13 protein-coding genes, 2 tRNA genes and 1 pseudogene are annotated in these 18,955 nt (G+C 46.6%); 3 read left to right on the forward strand and 13 right to left on the reverse strand.

Annotated elements, in window-relative coordinates; genetic code table 11:
• Positions 1–470: pseudogene (locus tag HMPREF9442_RS08025) on the reverse strand (VapE domain-containing protein); the annotation flags it as partial.
• 684 nt (positions 471–1,154) lie between these two features.
• Between HMPREF9442_RS08025 and HMPREF9442_RS08030 the strand changes: the two are divergent.
• Positions 1,155–1,772, forward strand: a complete 618-nt coding sequence (locus HMPREF9442_RS08030; protein ID WP_008627287.1) for a hypothetical protein — start codon at positions 1,155–1,157, stop codon at positions 1,770–1,772.
• 44 nt (positions 1,773–1,816) lie between these two features.
• Positions 1,817–2,470: a hypothetical protein gene (locus HMPREF9442_RS08035; protein ID WP_040602835.1), complete on the forward strand. Its 654-nt coding sequence runs from the start codon at positions 1,817–1,819 to the stop codon at positions 2,468–2,470.
• Between the two features lie 299 nt (positions 2,471–2,769).
• Here the strand turns inward: HMPREF9442_RS08035 and HMPREF9442_RS08040 are convergent, their stop codons facing one another.
• From HMPREF9442_RS08040 to HMPREF9442_RS08055, 4 genes are read right to left on the reverse strand one after another with little or no spacing between them, the layout of a single operon-like run.
• On the reverse strand, positions 2,770–2,997 hold the full coding sequence (locus tag HMPREF9442_RS08040) for a winged helix-turn-helix domain-containing protein (RefSeq protein ID WP_008627294.1): 228 nt from the start codon (positions 2,995–2,997) through the stop codon (positions 2,770–2,772).
• An 11-nt stretch (positions 2,998–3,008) separates the two neighbouring features.
• A complete protein-coding gene (locus HMPREF9442_RS08045) occupies positions 3,009–4,358 on the reverse strand; it encodes a TolC family protein (RefSeq protein ID WP_008627297.1) in 1,350 nt (449 codons plus the stop codon).
• Entirely contained in the window at positions 4,355–7,489 is a 3,135-nt protein-coding gene (locus tag HMPREF9442_RS08050; RefSeq protein WP_008627306.1) for an efflux RND transporter permease subunit, read from the reverse strand. Before HMPREF9442_RS08050 ends, HMPREF9442_RS08045 begins: the two co-directional genes overlap by 4 nt.
• The gene (locus HMPREF9442_RS08055; RefSeq protein WP_008627308.1) at positions 7,486–8,553 is read right to left on the reverse strand and encodes an efflux RND transporter periplasmic adaptor subunit; all 1,068 of its coding nucleotides are present in this window, start codon (positions 8,551–8,553) and stop codon (positions 7,486–7,488) included. The genes HMPREF9442_RS08050 and HMPREF9442_RS08055 overlap by 4 nt, the downstream gene beginning before the upstream one ends.
• Before the next feature lie 171 nt (positions 8,554–8,724).
• Here HMPREF9442_RS08055 and HMPREF9442_RS08065 point away from each other — a divergent pair, with 171 nt between their 5' ends.
• Complete coding sequence (locus HMPREF9442_RS08065) at positions 8,725–9,591, forward strand: helix-turn-helix domain-containing protein (RefSeq protein ID WP_008627317.1); 867 nt, start codon at positions 8,725–8,727, stop codon at positions 9,589–9,591.
• 59 nt (positions 9,592–9,650) lie between these two features.
• Here HMPREF9442_RS08065 and cysQ read toward each other — a convergent pair whose 3' ends face one another.
• From cysQ to HMPREF9442_RS08105, 8 genes are all read right to left on the reverse strand, one after another.
• Positions 9,651–10,460 carry a 3'(2'),5'-bisphosphate nucleotidase CysQ gene (gene cysQ / locus HMPREF9442_RS08070; RefSeq protein WP_008627320.1) on the reverse strand — a complete coding sequence of 270 codons (810 nt, stop codon included), beginning with the start codon at positions 10,458–10,460 and terminating at the stop codon, positions 9,651–9,653.
• A 162-nt stretch (positions 10,461–10,622) separates the two neighbouring features.
• Entirely contained in the window at positions 10,623–12,137 is a 1,515-nt protein-coding gene (locus tag HMPREF9442_RS08075; protein ID WP_008627322.1) for a TrkH family potassium uptake protein, read from the reverse strand.
• A 53-nt stretch (positions 12,138–12,190) separates the two neighbouring features.
• Positions 12,191–12,679, reverse strand: coding sequence for a GNAT family N-acetyltransferase (locus tag HMPREF9442_RS08080; RefSeq protein ID WP_008627324.1), 489 nt, complete (start codon positions 12,677–12,679; stop codon positions 12,191–12,193).
• A gap of 121 nt (positions 12,680–12,800) precedes the next feature.
• A tRNA-Asp gene (locus HMPREF9442_RS08085) sits at positions 12,801–12,874 on the reverse strand.
• 167 nt (positions 12,875–13,041) lie between these two features.
• On the reverse strand, positions 13,042–14,382 hold the full coding sequence (locus HMPREF9442_RS08090; RefSeq protein ID WP_008627327.1) for a TolC family protein: 1,341 nt from the start codon (positions 14,380–14,382) through the stop codon (positions 13,042–13,044).
• Positions 14,372–17,413: an efflux RND transporter permease subunit gene (locus HMPREF9442_RS08095; protein ID WP_008627330.1), complete on the reverse strand. Its 3,042-nt coding sequence runs from the start codon at positions 17,411–17,413 to the stop codon at positions 14,372–14,374. Before HMPREF9442_RS08095 ends, HMPREF9442_RS08090 begins: the two co-directional genes overlap by 11 nt.
• 16 nt (positions 17,414–17,429) lie before the next feature.
• The gene (locus HMPREF9442_RS08100) at positions 17,430–18,512 is read right to left on the reverse strand and encodes an efflux RND transporter periplasmic adaptor subunit (protein ID WP_008627332.1); all 1,083 of its coding nucleotides are present in this window, start codon (positions 18,510–18,512) and stop codon (positions 17,430–17,432) included.
• Between the two features lie 364 nt (positions 18,513–18,876).
• Positions 18,877–18,950 (reverse strand) — tRNA-Asp (locus HMPREF9442_RS08105).
• Positions 18,951–18,955 lie beyond the last annotated feature (5 nt).

Raw genomic sequence — 18,955 nt, forward strand, 5'->3', positions numbered from 1 at the left:
CACCGGTGGAAGGCTTGTATCCACAAGGGGCTGTCCGACACGCGGGCGGCCAGGTCGTGCAGCCGGTCGCGCCCGTCCCATGCCGGTAGCCGTTGGAAATACTGCCGGAAGGGATGGTATTCCGGTACGTCTGCGGAGTGCACCATGCGTGCCACGTCGCGGTCCCAACAGTCGATGCCGTGTCGGTGCGCTTCGAGGCATACGGCGTTCAGGTCGCGTTCCGTGACGGGCCGGAAGGTGCCGTTTTCCTTATCAGGCAGGCAGCGGAATTCCGTGGCTCCGGTGAGCACGTTGAAGCGGAACCCGTATCGTCCGGCGAGGAAGCTGCCGAGGGCGGATTCAAGATTGGCGGCTTTCGGGAGTGTTCCGGCCTGCGGTGCGGCTGTGCGTGGCGTGCCCGCAGCCTTTTCTGCCTTTCGTTTTTCGTTCCACCGCCTTACGGCATGATGTGCAATTCTTTTGAAGTCCATAGTGGTTATGTTTAGGGTTCATTTGCAAATATACGAAATGAAAAAGCCTTTGTCAAGTCCTTCACCGTAACCCCGTTGATTACCAGATGATTTACATTTGTAAATCGGAGCCAGTATGCTGTTTCCTCATTTTCCGGTGAAATCCCGGTGAAGGATGTAAAGTCAGAAAGTTCACCTTAAGGCGTTGATATAGAATAGGTCTGAAGGATGCGAACCTTTCCGGGTGAAAATCCGTTTGTAGGAGGAGTGGGAGCTGAGAATACCCTCCGGAAAACATTCACACCTCCTTTTTACCCGATATTCACCACGACAAGGCTTGTAAAACGGATGTCGGCACGTCCGGAAACCGTTCTCGGCAGATTGAAGAATCGTTTGGCTTAGAACGAGAAATTGTTTGGCGCAGAATGTACGGGCGGTTTTGTATGCTATTGGGTCTACATCTGTCAATGCAAATTTCTTTTCATCTTGTTTTTTTATCATTTATATTTTATGTCAAAAAATTGCAATGAACTAAACAGGAGTTAAATATTGTAAGCTTTCGTTATTGGTATTGTAAAAATCGAAATTTTTTCCATATTTTGCAGGTAAGTGGTAGAATATGTTTTATTCTTTGTTGACTTTGTGAAGTTGAAGTGAGAAGTTGGTTCCTTATATTAACTTAATGTGATAAATTGAACTGAAAATATGAAAAGGATTTTACTGTTAGTCAATATGACCCTTGGGTTGGGAGCTTTGGCCAATCACGCCGTAGCCAATATAACGCATGACGAGAAGCCCGGTTATTATAGTGATAACCGCACGGACTTGGAATTTAATGGGAATACGTGTGGAGTCATGGTAAACGGTTTCTTTGTGAAAAGTGACATCGGCATCGATTTCCGTTCCGTGGGACATCTTTGCCAAAGGCCACCCGTACCCTTTACCATAAAAGGAGTGGGGGAAAACGGATTGGACTCTATTGTGGTAGAGGCGGCTCCGAGTGAAAAGAATCCGGTCGTTATAAATGGAGTTCCATATTCTGATATTGTAAATTATGTACAAGAAAAGAAGACCAAATGGGTAACTTTGGAGGAAATAAAGAAACAGTATTTCCCGAAGGTTCGAGGAAAGTGCCTGTATATGGTTAATAAATACTTTATCACAAAGGATTGGGAGTCTTATAGATTGGATAAGGATTTCATATTGAAAGTGGAGGCATTGCCCTCTTCGGAATGTGAAATTTTTGAAGGCCAATCTCCCTTTACCATTATTAGGGTTTTTACGGACGTGATATCTAATCACAATCCGGGGCGCATCGGGTGATTTTGCGGATTAAAATAGGAGTAGGATGTATAAAAAGATGGGTTATGAAAAATAGTTTTTTCCCTTGTGGCATCATTATTGGTGTTTTCTTTTGTTGGTTTCCGTCTTATTCTGTCGCCAGGACTCAACTTCCTCCGGCATGTGTAGATTCAAAAACGGACCAAAATGGTTTCTTGAACGAATTGTCCACCGAGGATTTTAACAAGAGTGCTATCGGTGCTTTAGTGGACGGAGTGTTTGTAAAGAGTCTGATAGGAGTGAATATGGATTCTTTACGTACGTTCAACATTGTGAGTGGCGGCCCTTTGACCATAAAGGGAATAAAGACGGAAAATGATTCGATCGTAGTGGCGCAAAAGGATTTCCATAAGAATCCGGTACGGATTAATGGTATGGATTATACCCGTTTTGCTTGCACGTCGTTTGGAAAGAAAGTGGAACTCCTTTCTTTGGATGACATACGAAAGACCTATTTCCCTCAGATGGAGGACACGCCTTGCATGTATATGGCCAACAAGTTTTTCCTGATGAATGATTTGTCTTCTTACAAGTTCGACAAGGATTTCATCTTGAAAGTGGAACTGTTGAAGTCGACGGATTTCGAGGAGTTCAAACATGCCCCGTTGTTCTATATTATCCGGATTTTTACGAAAACCAGAGAGAACCTGAAACACCATAATGTCATGCGCTTAAAGTAAACCAAGCATGGAAAGGCAAGATAAAATACCTCTTCATGATGTCGCATTCCTGCTGATAGTCAGGTTTGACACTATTGTCAGATTGGAAAATGCCGTGCATGTGGCCCACTATTGTATCCTCCCAACCCCGTAGGAGGAGCTTTTCTGCCCAATCGGGAATCTTATATCCGAAGCGGTTTGGAAAATGAAAAATTCTATGGTTGGGGATGGAAGATGGGGAATGTTTTGCACGGTGGAAAAAAACGCCGATGCTTGTATTTATGGCATCGGCGTTTTTAGTTTAAAGGCGGGTCGGGTATTTATCCGAATTTGAACATGATGTCTTCTTCTTCGTCCGATACCCAGAATGTAGAGTCCTTTTTCTGAATGAAGATGTTGTTTTCACGGGCCAACCAACCGACGGCCAGTGCCGTGTCTTCTACACTGAGTCCTACCTTCCCTGCCAGGTCTTGCAGGGTGATTTCACGCGTTTCTTTCAGGATGCGCCAGATTTTTCCGGCATTGGTCCCAATTTCTGATTTGTACATAATTTATTGAATTAGTGTGGGTATAATGTACCCGCTGCTTTCTTGTACTTGACGTAACTCAGGTACAGTTGGTAGTGGGCGTTTACTTGGGTTTCGTATGCTTGCTGCCAGAGGGCTTGTGCCTCCAAATGGTCGGACAAAGATTCCAAGCCGACAGTATATTGGCTATGGCTTACTTTCCGGTTTTCTTCTGCCTGCTCCAAAGAGCGGTCCGCAATCTGGCATTCCATTTTGGCCTCGTCTAAGTTGTGTGCCGCCTGCGTCAGTTCGAGAAGCATTTGTTCGTTCAGGTTTTCTTTTTCCAACAGTGTCTGTTCCAGTTTGGCTTTGGCAGCCCGGACTTTGTTGGAACGTTCACCAAAATGATACAAGGGCAGGCTCACGTTCAGCAAGACGGAAAAACTGCCGTCTTTGAAAAAAGTTTCATCGTTCAGTTCAAAGCCGTGCATGTAGTTGAATGCGCCTTGCAATCCGACTTTCGGCATCAACTCGCTGCGGTTCAGCTTGATTTGTTGACGTGCCATGTCTTCCTGTTTGTCGAGCAGTGCATATTCCGGGCGTGCAGAGATGTCGGAGATTTGTATGTCCATCTGTTGCTCAATCTCAGGGAAATCTTCTGAGATACGGATTGGGGAATCCAACGGTTTGCCTATCAGATGGCAGAGGTTCATGGCAGCCAACCGGAGGGCGTTATCGGCTTTGCGGACGGCGAGTTCGCTTTCGTTGAGTTTGACTTGGACTTTGAGTACGTCGTTACGTGGTTTCAGGCCGTGACGGTGTGCGCTTTCTACATTGTTTAAAAGTTCTGTGAGGACAGTTTGGTATTTTTCTGCCACTTTTTTCATCTCTTGTGCTTTTACCATCAAGGCGTAAGCATCATCTGTCTTCACGATGACTTGGGTGGCCGTCAGTGTTTCGTTGATTTGTGCCATTTCGTTGCCCAAAACGGCCATCCGGTAGGCTGCTTGGATTTTCCCACCCATGTAGAGCGGTTGTTCCAATTGTATGCCGCCCAGGAACATCGGTCCGATTTCATAGTCGAGGCTTATACCCGGGAAGAAGGCGAATTGTTGGAGTTGTCCCGTGGCAGAGAAGATGGGGAGTTGGCCGCTTCCGGAACTGTATCCGCCGTCGGCGGTGCTATACAGCCCGGTAGCGTTGGCTGTCAAATTGGGAAAGAAATTTCCTTTATAACTTTTCATCGTGTAGCGTGCACTCTCCGTCTGCCGGAAAGAAGCTGCCATTTCTTTGTTATGGGTCAAAGCCATTTCCCTGCATTGTTTCAGGCTTAATGTCTCTTGTGCACGCGGTTGGGGGATGAGACATGTTATATATAGGATAGAAATGATAATCTTTTTCATGCTTCGGTCTGTTTGATGTGGAAGAATAAGGCATAAAGTACCGGAATAAATAAGAGGGTAATGAGTGTGCCGAACAGCAGGCCGCCCATAATGGAAGCTGCCAATGAGCCGAACATGGAATCCGTCAACAGGGGAATCATACCCAGAATCGTGGTAAGCGAAGCCATCATGACCGGTCGCAACCGGCTTTGTGCACTGTCGATGAGGGCTGTGATGGGTTCTACCCCCCGGTTGAGCTGCAATGTGATTTCGTCCATCAGTACGATGCCGTTTTTAATAAGCATGCCGATAAGTCCCAAGGTTCCTACGATGGCTACAAAGTTGAAAGTCTTTCCGGTCATGAGCATGACCGCTACGACACCGACTAATATGAATGGCAGGCAGCAGAAGATGATAAGCGGTTTCCGGTAGTCTTTGAATAACATAATCAGGATGGTGATCATGAGGATGATGGCGAAAGGGAAGTTACGGAACAAGTATTCCATGGACTGGTTGTTGGCCGCTTTTTCTCCTTGCCATTCCAAACTATAACCTTCAGGAAGGTCAATCTGTTCTATTAAGGGGGCGATGCTTTGCCAGGCCTTTTCCGTTTCTATTCCCGGAGCCGGTGAACATTGCACGCTTTGGCTGCGTTGTCCGTTGTAACGTGGTATGACCGGGTCTTCCCAACGTATGTCTACTTTTTTGCTGATTTGCTTTAATGGCGTACTGCCCATCAGGCTTTCCACAAGTTCTTCTTTTGACAAGGTTCCGGATTTCAGTTTCACCATGGTTTCCTCGTTGAGAAGCCCGTTCAGCGAAGGTAAGGAAGAAAACACCTGGGCGTTGTTCAGGTCTTCTATGGGGGTGCCTTTTTCGTTTAGGCAACGTAGGTAAATGTTGTCCCGATGAATACCTTGATAGAACGAACCGATGGGAATGCCGCTGGTCGCTGTAAGCAACGACATGCTGACATCATTCCGGCTTAACCCCAATGTACGTGCAGCCGGTTGGTCGTATTCAACCGTGAGTACTGGTATTTGCGGATCCCAGTTGGTGGTGATAAGTCTTATCTCCGGACTTTTTTCCATGATGACCCGTGCACTGTCGGCTAGCCTGTGGAGCACGGCTGGATCCGGCCCCAGGAATTGTGCTTCGATGGGGTACTTCTTGAACATCAGATTGTAGCGTTTCATCTTGACGTAAGCGTCAGGATAATGGGCCGTCAAGTAGTCTTGAATCTCGTCCATGTGATTTTCCAACTCTTCCGGTGAGGTGAAATCGATAATCAGTTCTCCGTACGACAATGAGGGGTTGGCAATGCTGCGCACCAAATTATAACGGCCGGGAGTTCCTCCTACTGAACGGGTTACGTGCGTGATTTCCTTACGGCTTTTCAGGTAGGCTTCTATCTCTTCCAGGTCATGTGCCACGCGGGATGAGTTGGTACCTTCCGGTAATTTGTATTCCATATACATTTGATTGTACACCATGTCGGGGAAGAAACCTTGCCGCATGTAACCGTAGCCCCAGGCTGACAATCCTAACAAGGCAACCATGGACAGCACAAAACTCCAACGGTGGCGCAGGCCGAAAGAGAGTGACTTACGCAGAAGGGCATACGGCCAACCCTTGTAAACCCGTTTGCCGGAAACGTTTTGATCTGCTTCCGGATGAAGACGGCGTTCGGCCATTAAGGGCACATGCGTCAGGGCCAATACCCAACTTAATAATAAGGATACGGCCAAAACGATAAATAAGTCCCGCGTGTAGACACCTGCCGTGTCAGGAGACATGAAGATGGGAAGGAAAGCGATAATGGCTATCAGTGTAGCTCCCAATAGAGGCATTGCTGTTTGCCGTCCGATGGCTGTCATGGCTTCCATCCTGTTTTTCCCGGCCTTCAGGTCCACCAAGATGCCGTCTACGATGACGATGGCATTGTCTACAAGCATTCCCATCGCCAATACGAATGCTGCTAATGACACACGTTGCATGGTGCCGTCCATGGTTTCCAGAAATAAGAAGGAACCAAACACAGTGACGACTAAGCTGATTCCGATAATCAATCCGCTTTTGAATCCCATGGTCAGCATGAGGATGAACACCACGATAATGACAGATTCAATCAGGTTGATGACGAAGGTTCCTAAAGAATCTCCGACACGTTCCGGTTGATAGAATACTTTATGGTAGTCAACTCCAACAGGCAAGCGTTTGTCCTTTAGTTGGGACAGTTTCTTTTCGACGGCACTTCCCACTTTGACGATATCCGATCCCGTGGATGCAGCTATCAGGATGCCGATGGCACGTTCGCCGTCATAGAACATCTCATTCCGCGTGGGTGATTCGTAATCTTTTTCGATTCGGGCAATGTCGCGTAGGCGAAGTTGGTCGTCGTCATGTCCTTGTATGAGCATGTTGCCGATGTCTTCCACGGTTTGGAACTTGTTGTTTACCGTAACACGGATACGGTTGTCTCCATTTTCGTAATATCCAGTATAAGTGGTTTGGTTCTGTCCGTTCAAGGTTGCCAGTACTTCAGCCGGTTTTACACCGAGGTTGGCCATGCGGTCTTGCAGCAGGGATATGTTGATACATTCCGGCCGTTTGCCATATAGTTCCACACGTTCAATCCCTTTCAGTACAGCGAGTTCCCGTTTGATGAGTTCTGCATAGTCGGACAGCTCGCGATCGCTCAGACCGTCTCCGGTGAGGGCATAAAACATGCCGTATACATTCCCGAAATCATCTTTTACTATCGGTGCGGAGGCTCCGGCGGGCAACGTATTCCGTACGTCTTCTACTTTGCGTCTGAGAAGGTCCCAATACTGTTCCACATCGTCATCCTTGACGGTGGTCAGCAATTCCACTTGAATAAGTGAAAGGTCGTTGTAAGAGTAGCTTTCGATATAGTCGATGCCGCCCATGTTGCGGATGCTTTTTTCCAATACGTCTGTCACTTCTAGCTCGACCTGATGAGCAGAGGCTCCGGGGTAGGTGGTGACAATCATGGCCGTTTTGACTTTAATTTCAGGATCCTCCAGTTTGCTCATCTCGTAACACGACCATGCGCCGCCTGCTATGAGTACCGCAATGAAGAAATAAACCAGGTTACGGTTTTTGAAAGCCCATTTGCTGATGTCTGTCATAACAATCCTCCGATATTGGTTTTACTTGTGGCCGACAGTGGAGTTACAGTTTCCCCGTCTTGAATATGATGGATACCGGAAGAGACGATGAGGTCTCCAGGTTTGATTTGCGCTGAAGTGACTGTGGCTTTTCCGTCGGTATGCAGTCCGATGAGGGTGATATTACATTTACGTACTTTCTTTTGTGCCGTCTCATAAAGGAAAACGCTTGTTTTTCCATTTTCGTGCAATATGGCATTTGCAGGGATTGTCATTGGAGCTTTTTCCGTGGTGTCGCATAGGATGGTCACCATTGTGTTCATGCCAGGAGAGGGTTGGGGGAGAGACGTGTTTTCCCATTTCAAACGCATGGTGTATAATTGGTTGGCATTGGCTCTCGGGATGACATAGAGCGGTCGTAGGGTATGGTGCTTGCCTGGATAAATGTCGAAAGTGCAATAGTATTCTTTGAATTGCCCGCGTCGTATGTATTCGGCTGCAGGCAGATTGATTTCCACTTCCGGACGTTCGCTGCTCATCATGGTGAGTACGGGCATACCGGCTCCCACTGTTTCATGAGGTTCAAACAGGTGCTTGTCGATGTAACCGTCAAAGGGGGCATACAACCGGGTATAGGATAGTTGGTCCTTATGATGGTTGTATTTGGCTGTGATTTGTTTCAATCCATATTCTGCTTTGTCGTTGGCTGCCGGTGTGGTGCCTCCGTCTTTATATAAGGCCATGACCCGTTCAGCCTCACTCTTCACTTGTAGGTATTCAGCTTCCGTGGCATCCAGTTGTATTTGGTAATCCGTGGGGTCGAGGTCTGCCAGAAGTTGCCCTTTTCGTACCCGTGTTCCGTCCTTTACATATATTTTACGAATGGTTCCGCTGACCCTGAATGACAGGTTGGCATCTTCCGCAGCCTTTACTTTACCCGGGTATTGAAGGATGCTCTGTTCGGCAGCGGAAATCACGGTGTCTGTTTTGACAGTTTGCCGACGGCTGCTTTCCTGTCGCGTTTGTGAGCAGGCTGTGAATAAAAAAAGGATAAATCCTCCTATGATAACATTAAACTTCTTCATAAAAATGGTTCTTTGGTTCTATATGCAAATATATCTGGTTTGTCGGATATTTGAAAGTTCTAAAGGGCTTATTTTTTGTCTGATTTGTATGTTTTTAACTACCGATGTGACTAAAGTTTTTCAGAATTATATTTATTTTGTTCCAATGAACAGTTTTATTAATAATTAAGGATGGAGCAAGCTATGATTCCTATACGGGTAAGCCGTTTGTCCGATTGGAAAATATATGGTTCTCAGCGGGGGCGTTTGCGTTCCACGCTTGATCGATGTGGTGTGTTCTTTTGTCGTGCGGGAGAAGTGGAATTGGAAATAGACAATACACCTTATATAATAAAGCCGGGAGATATTTGTTTTTATGTGGCTTCGGCTTTGGTACGCGTATTGCGGGTCGGTGGAGAAATAGACGGTGTAGTGGTAGAGGTGGACGTGGATTATATTTTGCCTATCAGTAACAAAGTGTTGAATGTGCAGGACATTTTGTTCATGCGCGACCATCCTTGTATTACGCTGACAGATGCGCAGTGTCGGTATGTGGATAAACTTTTGGAACTTTATATGCGTAGGATAAAAGAAGGAGACGGGCAAGTGGGCAGTTCCAAATGCCGTTCCTTGAAAGTCGAGTTGATTAAGGCCGGTGGTCAAGCATTATTTTATGAATTGCTGATGATATACTATACCAACCGGCCGATGCATCCTGTACAACGGACACAGAAAGATATTATTTTTCAACGTTTCATTGTGGATTTGTTCAATCATTACCGGGCAGAGCGCGAAGTCCTTTTCTATGCGGAAAGACAGAACCTTTCGGCACGTTACTTTTCTTCGGTTGTGAAAGAAAAGTCCGGGCGTAGTGTTTTGCAATGGATCATACAGATGGTGATTTCAGAAGCCAAACAGCTATTGGAGTGTTCGGAGTTGAGCATTAAGGAAATTGCTGTCAGGTTGAATTTTTGTACGCAATCGTTTTTCGGAAAGTATTTCAAGCAATACGTAGGCGTGTCTCCGAAGGAATATCGTGAACGTTCCTTGGCTTTGTGAGATTTTGGTATACTTATTGTAAAACGGCTAAAAGAGGCGGATTTAACGCCTCTTTTCCATTATTTCACGATGAACCATGGGTTTAATAAGTTTTCCTTGTTGTAATGTAACGGTGTCCTTTCATCCGTTAGGTATATATTTTTTCCGGAAGCCCTTACAATGGCATGTCCGGCTGCCGTATCCCATTCCATTGTGGGGGCAAAACGCGGATAGATGTCTGCCGAGCCTTCTGCCACCCTGCATATTTTGAGTGAACTTCCGCAAGAGATAAGGTTTACATGTCCATATTCGCTTTCCAGCTTACGGATGTATTCCTCCGTCTCAGGGGAAAGATGGGAACGGGAGGCTACGACCACAAAGCCTTTCGTGTCGGCCTGTTCCAAAGGCAACCGGTCTGCCTGTTCCATCAAATCGTCGGGAGAAAGGCCGGCGGAACGGGTATCAATATCTTCTATCCTGTAAGCCCCGATGCTGTCTTCCGAGAAATAGAGCGTACGGCTGACCGGTACGTAAATTACCCCCAATACGGGGATGCCGTTTTCTACCAGTGCAATATTGACCGTGAATTCTCCGTTTCGTTTGATAAATTCTTTTGTGCCGTCCAATGGGTCTACCACCCATAAGGTTTTCCATCCTTTTCGTTTGTCATAGTCGGTCAACCGGCCTTCCTCGCTCAATACGGGAATGGACGTGGCGTCCAATTCGTCCATGATACGGGCATGAGAACGTTTGTCAGCTATGGTCAGCGGGGAATTGTCCGCTTTGCGTTCGATGGCGAAATCTGCCTTGGGGTCATCGTAAATGTTCAGAATGTCCTTTCCGGCAAGCAGGGCTGCCCTGATGGCACAAGATAATAATTCGTTTTGCATGATGTTCCTGTTGTATATGCTTTAGTAAAGATGGCAAAAGATGAGCGCACAATCTCCACCTTACAAAGATAACAAAAATCGGTGTAAAACTTGGGCTTGCAATACAAAATCTGTATGAAAAACGTTTATGAATGCCTTTTGAATGGGCTCGGAATGAAAATTCTACCACTCTTTCCAGAAAACCGGACTGAACAGGATCAGCACACTGAACAATTCCAGACGACCGATAAGCATAAGGAAAGACATGACCCATTGACACACGTCGGGCATGCTGCTCATGGTGTATGCCGGACCGTAGTAGCCGAAGCCCAAACCGGTATTGCCCATGGCAGAGAGGGAAGAGGTCAGGGCTTCCAGGAAGTCTATTCCGAAAAACGTGAGCAGGAAACACCCTGCAAAGCCACATAACAAATAAAAAAGCGTGAAAGTCGTGACGGTATTCAATAAGGGGAGAGGGACAACGTGTTTGTTGATTCGCACCGGCAGAATGGCATTGGGGTGAATAAGCCTTTTGAATTGGTTCTTGATGGCGTGAAACAGAATCATGATACGCATGTTCTTGATACCGCCGGCTGTGGAACCTGTACATCCTCCGGCCAGTATGGCAAAAATCAGGAGCACCCAGGTGAATTGGGGCCATAAAGTATAGTCGTCGGTCACGAGGCCGCAAGAGGTATGGATGGTAGAGACTTGGAAGAGTGCCTTGCGGAAAGCTTCTTCGAGTGGATATTGTCGTTGGAAGAACAGGCTAGCCGTGATGAGGAGTGTGATGACACATACGGACCCCAGGAACCATCGTGTTTCACCATCTTTGAAGAATTTGCTGAATTTGCCTTGCAGGCATAAAACCAACAGGGAGAAATTCAAACTGGCGATGACCATAAAGGCTGAGGTGACGTATTCAATGAAAGGAGAGTCCCAATAGGCTATGCTGTCTTGTTTGGTGGAGTAGCCTCCGGTTCCCATAATGCTGAACGAATGGCACACCCCGTCGAACAGGTTCATGCCTCCGAGACAAAGTAAACCGATACATAAGCCGGTCAGGATGATGTACACGGTCCAGATGAGTTTGGTGGTCATGCTGATTTTCGGGTGCAGTTTGTCGTGCGTCACGCCCGTAGCTTCTGCGCTGAAAAGCTGTAGATTACCTCCGCCGAATATGGGCAGTAAGGCTATGGTGAAGCATACGATGCCCAAACCGCCCACCCATTGAGTCAGGGCGCGCCAGAAAAGCATGCCTTTGGGCATGGAGTCGATATGGTCGAGCACGGTGAAGCCGGTGGTTGTAAAACCAGACATGGTTTCGAAGAATGCACCTGATACGGACGGGATTTCACCGCTCATCAGGAACGGAAGCATACCTAAAATGGTAAACATCAACCAAGTGAGGGTTACGATACAATAGCCGTCCCGGCGTGTCATCCAGGTTTTGGCACCTTTACCATAAGCCGTCAGTCCTCCTCCGGTAATCAAGTTGATGCCCGCAGCGTATAAAAAATATTTATAGCTGTCTTCGTGGTATAGTAAGGAGACGCCCATACAAATGAGGAGCATGCCGCCCTCTACCCAAAGCAGGATGCCGATTACGTAGGCAATGAGTTTGGCGTTGATGATATTGTTGAGCGGTGCATGTCCGTTGTTTTCTTTGGATTGAAAGTCGTAAGTCGTTTGGCTCATATTAATAAGATGAATGGATATGGAATATAATATTGAATTATTGGGTAACGGGTTCACGGGCGTAATATCAACTCCCAGTCTGTGACATCCAAACGTTTTCCGAATTTGGTACCTACTTTTTCAAAAAAGGCTACTTGTTCAAATCCGAGTTTGCGGTGCAGGGCATAGCTAGCTTCATTTCCGTGGGTGATACAAGCAATGAGTACATAACAGCCTGATTTCCGGCATTCCTCAATCAGCCGTGACATCAGTTGTCGTCCTATGCCCTGGCGGGCAGAAGAAGAAGAGACGTAGACGGTTGTTTCCCACGTATGGCAATAAGCAGCCCTTTCCTGCCACAAATGGGCATAGGCATATCCGATGACCTGTCCGCCCTCTTCGAACACCAAATAAGGAAACCGGGAAGAGATGTCGGCAATACGTCGGTACATCTCGTCTTCAGAAACGGCTTCAGTCTCAAAGGTAGCTACGCTATGTAGGATATATTCATTATAGATGTCTGCGATGGCTTTAGCGTCGCTAAGCTTTGCATATCTGATCATGACTGATTTTTATTTGATATGCAAAAATACGAAAAACGCCTGTCATTACAGCCTTTCGGGAGGATTTATTCGCCAAGAGGATACAAAAAACTCTGAAGTAACTGTACTTCAGAGTTTTAAGCGGTGCGTACGGGACTCGAACCCGTGACCCCATGCGTGACAGGCATGTATTCTAACCAACTGAACTAACGCACCTTTAAAAGAGGAATCAGGCGATTTCCTGATTGCGAGTGCAAAGGTAGATAAAACGAATGGATGAACCAAACTTTTTGGCGTTTTTTTCTCTGCTTCGTTTGTCTTTTCTGTCGTTTTTCCCCCGCAGACTCTGGTTTTACGCTTTCCTCTTTTCGTTTTTGCTGTCTTTATTCATTTAAATAAGTCAGAACCTTTCCGCTGAGTTGGAGCAAAGAGATTTCGCACATTTTGGTATCGTATTCCGAAACCAGAAGTCGTTCTTCCGCATCCAAAAGGCTTTGTTGGGCTTCTCGCATTTCAAATCCGGAGAGGTCTCCTTTCATGTAACGCAGATTGGCATATTCGTAATTTTCCTGGGCGGCCACAAGGTTTTGGCGTTCCATCAGCATCACCTGCCAGTTGTTGCGATAGGCTTGCCACAAGTCGCTCAAATCCGATTTCAAAGACAGTTTCAGATCTTCCCGTTCCAGTTCGGCGTATTCAATGGCCAGTTGTGCATTTCTTTTTTGCATTTTCCGTTTGCCGTCGAATAAGTTGAAACCGATGGTGATGCCGGCGTTCAGTCCCCAGTTGTCCCGCTTCTTTGTGGAGGAAAGCTCGTAGCGGTTTAAAGTGTATCCATATCCTGCATTCAGACGTACGTAAGGATAGTCGCGGGACATGATTTTCTTATAGTCGGCTCGTACGACTTCCGTATGATTGTCCGCCATTAGCAAGGAGGCGTTGGTGGCCAATGTGGCTTGCCATAATTCATCGTATTGCAAATCCGGATTGACATCTATCGCCGTATCTCGTATGCCGATAAGTGCCGTTACGTCATGGTTGGCCATCAGTTCGTTCAATTTTATCCGGGATGAGTTCAGTACTTCCCGTTGTTTCATGTATTGGGCACTGTCTGCGTTGAAGTCGACCTTGGCTTGCAAATAATCCAGACGCGAGAAATTACCGATGTGGTACCTGACTTCCACGATACGCATGCGTTCCTGCGATAAAGACATGGCATGGCGGAAGTTCTTCAAACGGATTTTTTCTTGTATGTAATTGTAATATTCGGCCGTAAGCGATGCCACATAGTCTTCTATCGTAATGCGGGTTTGCAGTTCCCCCTGTTCTTTCAGGAGCTGCAGTTGCTTGTAATTGGTCCACACGCTGAAACCGTCGAAAACAGTCCAGTTCAGGTCGATGCCGGCATCTACAGTCCCGTCATACGCTCTGCGCTCGGTGGTGGTAACGTTTGTGGAGCGGGGAGTAGTACGGGTTGACCCCAAATCACCACTGTAGGATGCACTGAGGTCTACAGTGGGCAACATTCCCGCATTGGCCCGCGTGGCGTTGTTTGCAGCCGTCTCTTGTTGGTTTTTTACCATTCGGATGGAGAAGTTGCTCTCCAGTCCGCGTGATAAACATTCTTGCAAAGTGACTGAACCTTCCGCTTCCATCATGTCTTGTTGGGCCTGTATAGGCAATGTGCACAAAAATAAAACAGGCCACAGTATCTTATTTTTCATTTTTCTCCTTTTTATTGATTCGATTGGTTGATATGTAACTATACACAGCCGGAACGATATACATGGTAAGGAAAGTGGATACCACCATACCGCCTACTACGGCAATACCCATGGCAATACGTTGGTTGCAGCCTTCTCCTGTGGCAAAGGCCAGGGGGATCAATCCTAAAACGGTAGAAGCGCTGGTCATTAAGATTGGTCGCAAGCGTTGCAGGGCAGCATCGTGTACAGCCGTTACCTTGTCTTCACCGTTTTCTTGTTTTAAATTCGCGAACTCTACAATCAGGATACCGTTTTTAGCCACCAGTCCGATTAACATGATGATACCGATTTGGCTGAATACATTCATGGTGATATCGTTGAAGTACATGAATATCAGTGCTCCGGCAATCGCAAGCGGTACGGTAAGCATGATGATGAAGGGGTCTTTGAAGCTTTCGAACTGTGCTGCCAGAATCAAATAAATGAGTACTAACGCTAAAATAAAAGCGAACATCAGGCTAGAGGAACTTTCGCGGAATTCCTTCGAGTCACCGGACAATGAGGTGCGGAACGTGTCGTCCAATACCTCTTTGGCAATCTTGTCCATTTCGTCCAATCCTTGTCCGATAGTTTTTCCGTCGGCCAAGCCAGCTGAAATCGTAGCGGAAACGAAACGGTTGTAACGGTAAAGTTTCGGAGGGGCAATGCTGCTTTCCAATTCGATAAGATTATCCATTTGAATCATCTTTCCGTCGCTGCTTCTCAAATAAATGGCTCGTAAATCGGCCGGTTTGTTACGTTGCTGCCGGTTTATCTCGCCCAGAATTTCGTATTGCTTTCCATTCATATAGAAATATCCCATGCGCTGTCCGCTCAGTCCGTATTGCAGGGTTTCAGACAAATCACGGGTGTTGACTCCCATGATGTTGGCTTTGTCGCGGTTGATGTGGATGCGAATTTCCGGTTTACTGAATTTCAGGTCGACATCTGCCATTTGAAAAACAGGGTTCTCGTAGACTTTTTCCATAAATACCGGAAGGACTTTTTCCAACTTCTCGATGTTGGTCGCTTGCAAAACATATTGTATAGGCATGCTTGAACGACGCCCGCCGAATGAGGATTGTTGTTGCACGAAGGCACGTGCTTTGGTTTTCTTTTTGACGGCTTGCGACAATTTTTCGGCAGCCTCCATCTGAGTGTAATCCCGGTCTCCCATGTCTTTCAGGCGGATTTGTACATTTCCGCTTCCGCTGGATACACGGGCGGTCACAGCATCTGCGTCGGGGATTACGGAGTCTACAATGCTGTTGATGTCTTCCGTATAATCCCGGATGTATTCATACGTCACGCCTTCTGCTCCACGTGTGTTGATGGTAATCATGGAGCGGTCTTCCAATGGAGCCATTTCCGAAGGTATGGCTCCCCACAGATATACGATAGCTCCCAACATGAGGACAATGACGGGAAGTGTCCATATACGATGGCGCAGGACAACTTGCAAGGAGCGGCTGTACATATTGTTCATTCCGACGAAGAAGGGTTCCGTAATACGGTAAAAGGCATTTTTCTTTTTCTGTTGTTTAAGGAGCTTGGTAGCCAACATGGGGGTGAATGTCAGTGCCGCGAACGATGATATGACTACCGCTCCCGATATGACCATACTGAACTCCCGGAAAAGCCGTCCGGTCGTTCCCTCCATAAATACGATGGGGAAGAACACGGCTACCAGCGTGACCGTCGTGGAGATGACGGCAAAAAAGATTTCTTTGGCACCTTCTATTCCGGCCTTCTTAGGATTCATGCCCTGCTCTATGCGGATATAGATGTTTTCAGTCATCACAATGGCATCGTCCACCACAAGACCGACAGCCAGTACGACGGCCAACATGGTCAGTACGTTGATGGAGAAGCCAAACAAATACATGATGAAAAACGAACCGACAAGAGAGACCGGAATCACAATACATGGTACCAATGTGACGCGCCAGTCGCGCAAAAACAGGAAAATGATGATAATTACCAGGACGAAAGCTTCATACACAGTCTGTTTTACCTCATTGATGGAGGCGCGAATGAATTTGGTATTGTCAAATCCGTAGCTGTAATGCACATCGTCCGGCAGGTCCTTTTTCATTTGCTCCATGCGTTCATACACGGCGTCGGCGATGTTGATGTGGTTGGCACCCGGTTGAGGCACGACGACTACGCCGACCATTGGCACGCCATTCATCTTCATATAACTTTTGATGTCGGCAGCTCCAAGTTCTGCCCGGCCGATGTCGCTGAAACGGATAATTTGGTTTCCCTCGTGTTTCACAATCAAATCGTCGAACATCTTGGCCGTGTTCATTAACCCCATGGTACGGATGTTCAGTTCTATGGTATTTCCTTCTATGCTGCCCGACGGCAATTCGACATTTTCATTGTCCACTGCATTTTTCACGTCCATAGGCGTGATACCGTAACCGGCCATTTTGATGGGGTCAAGCCACAAACGCATGGAATATTTTTTCTCTCCCCAAATGGAAACACTACTTACGTCGGAAATCGTTTGTAACTGTTCCTTGACGGTCAAGTCGGCAATTTCGCTCAATTCGAGCAAGGAACGTTTTTCGCTTTGCAGGGCAACCATAAGGATAGGAGAGGCATCGGCGTCGGCCTTAGATACGGTAGGAGGATCGCAGTCCCGTGGCAAGTAGCGTTGGGCGCGGGAGACTTTGTCGCGGACATCGTTGGCCGCAGTTTCCAGGTCGACCGAAAGTTCAAATTCTACCGTGATGCGGCTTTGCCCTTGTTGGCTGACACTCGTCAGAGAGCGGATGCCTGGAATGCCGTTGATATTCTGTTCCAACGGCTCTGTAATTTGGTTCTCAATGACATCGGCATTCGCCCCTGCGTACGAGCAGGACACCGATATGATCGGGTTGTCCACCGAAGGATATTCACGTACACCGATGTAAAAATAACCAATCATTCCGAATAACAGGATGATTACGGTCATCACGGTAGCCAATACGGGGCGGCGGATACTTAACTCTGATATGTTCATATACGTCCTCCTTCTCTTAATCTACACGGTCGAGTACAATGGGTAAGTCGGTGCGTAACTGCAACGTACCGGATGTGATTAACGTGTCTCCCACCTGCAATCCTTTTAATACCTGCACGCGGTCTTCTGTGCGTAAACCTACGGTCACTTCAACCGGTTGTGCTTTGCCTGATTTATATAAGAATACTTTGTCTTTACCCATTTCCGGTACGATAGCTTCGGCCGGGATGGCAATGGCGTCTTGAATTTCCTGTTTCTTGAGATTGATGCTGGCGTAGCGTCCCGGTGTAAGGCGTCCGTTGGGATTTTCATATAGGGCACGGACTTTCAGCGTGTGCGTGTTTTCATCAATGGCAGACTCCTTGGCATACACTTTTGCCGGGAAGTTTTGTAAGGATCCGTCTATGGTGAATGTCAGAGCCGTACCCGGATTGACTTCATTAACGTAACGTTCCGGGACGGAAAACTCTACTTTCAGTGGGATGATACGGGTGAGTTTGCTCACGATGGTGGTAGGAGAAGCGTATGCTCCCACACTGATTTGGCGTAAACCGATCACTCCGTCGAAAGGTGCCCGTAATTCCGTCAATTCTATTTGGGCTTTTACGATGTCGATTTCTGCTTTTAAGGTTTCGAGTTCCGTACGTACTTGTTCGTATGCTTCCTGGCTTACTGCATCGTGCTGCAATAGGGTACGTTGGCGATATACTCTGTCATTGGCCAGTTTGAGTTGGGCTTGCAAGCGTTTTAATTCGGCTTGTAATTGCCTGTCGTTGACTTTGGCTAATAACTGTCCTTTTTTCACATGGCTGCCTTCTTTAAATCCAATCTCAACGACTTGTCCGGATGTCTCGAATGAAAGGTCTACTTCTTCGTCTGGTAATAGATTGCCGCTGACTGTGAATTCATCAGTGAGTTTGCCTGTACGGATTTTTATGGCATTGACATTTAAGATACTTTTTTTAGTCTTGCCTCCTTTGTCTGTTTTGTCGGCTTGGGCTAATTCAGGATTCATTTTGGGTAATTGCGAATAGATGCCCCAGACGGCTAAGCCGCAGGCAATAAAGGCTACAAGCCCCCATTTTACTTTTTTATTCATTTATGTTTTTCTTATATGTTGCTGTTGGGTTATTTTGAGCGAAACAGTAAGTAGGCGCATTTGCCAAAGATAGTAGTGGTAAATGCACAAATCTTATCTTTTCATATATATCCCTGCATATAATAACAGTATTGCCGGTTTCTATGTGCAATTTGTTGGGTTGTATATATAAAGTATCGCATTTGTCTTTTTAATAAGATGGGATAAAAGTACAAATAATTTCGGTAAGGAAAACTTATTCATACTTTTTTTTAAATAAAATAAACAGTTTCAGGAAAAACTATCGCTAATGAAGACGCAAGGGATTATTCAATCTGAACGTATAAGAAATCTCCGACTATTTTCGATAGCCGGAGATTGTCAGCGGTGCGTACGGGACTCGAACCCGTGACCCCATGCGTGACAGGCATGTATTCTAACCAACTGAACTAACGCACCTTTAA

The sequence above is a fragment of the Paraprevotella xylaniphila YIT 11841 genome (genome assembly GCF_000205165.1).
Lineage (GTDB): Bacteria > Bacteroidota > Bacteroidia > Bacteroidales > Bacteroidaceae > Paraprevotella > Paraprevotella xylaniphila.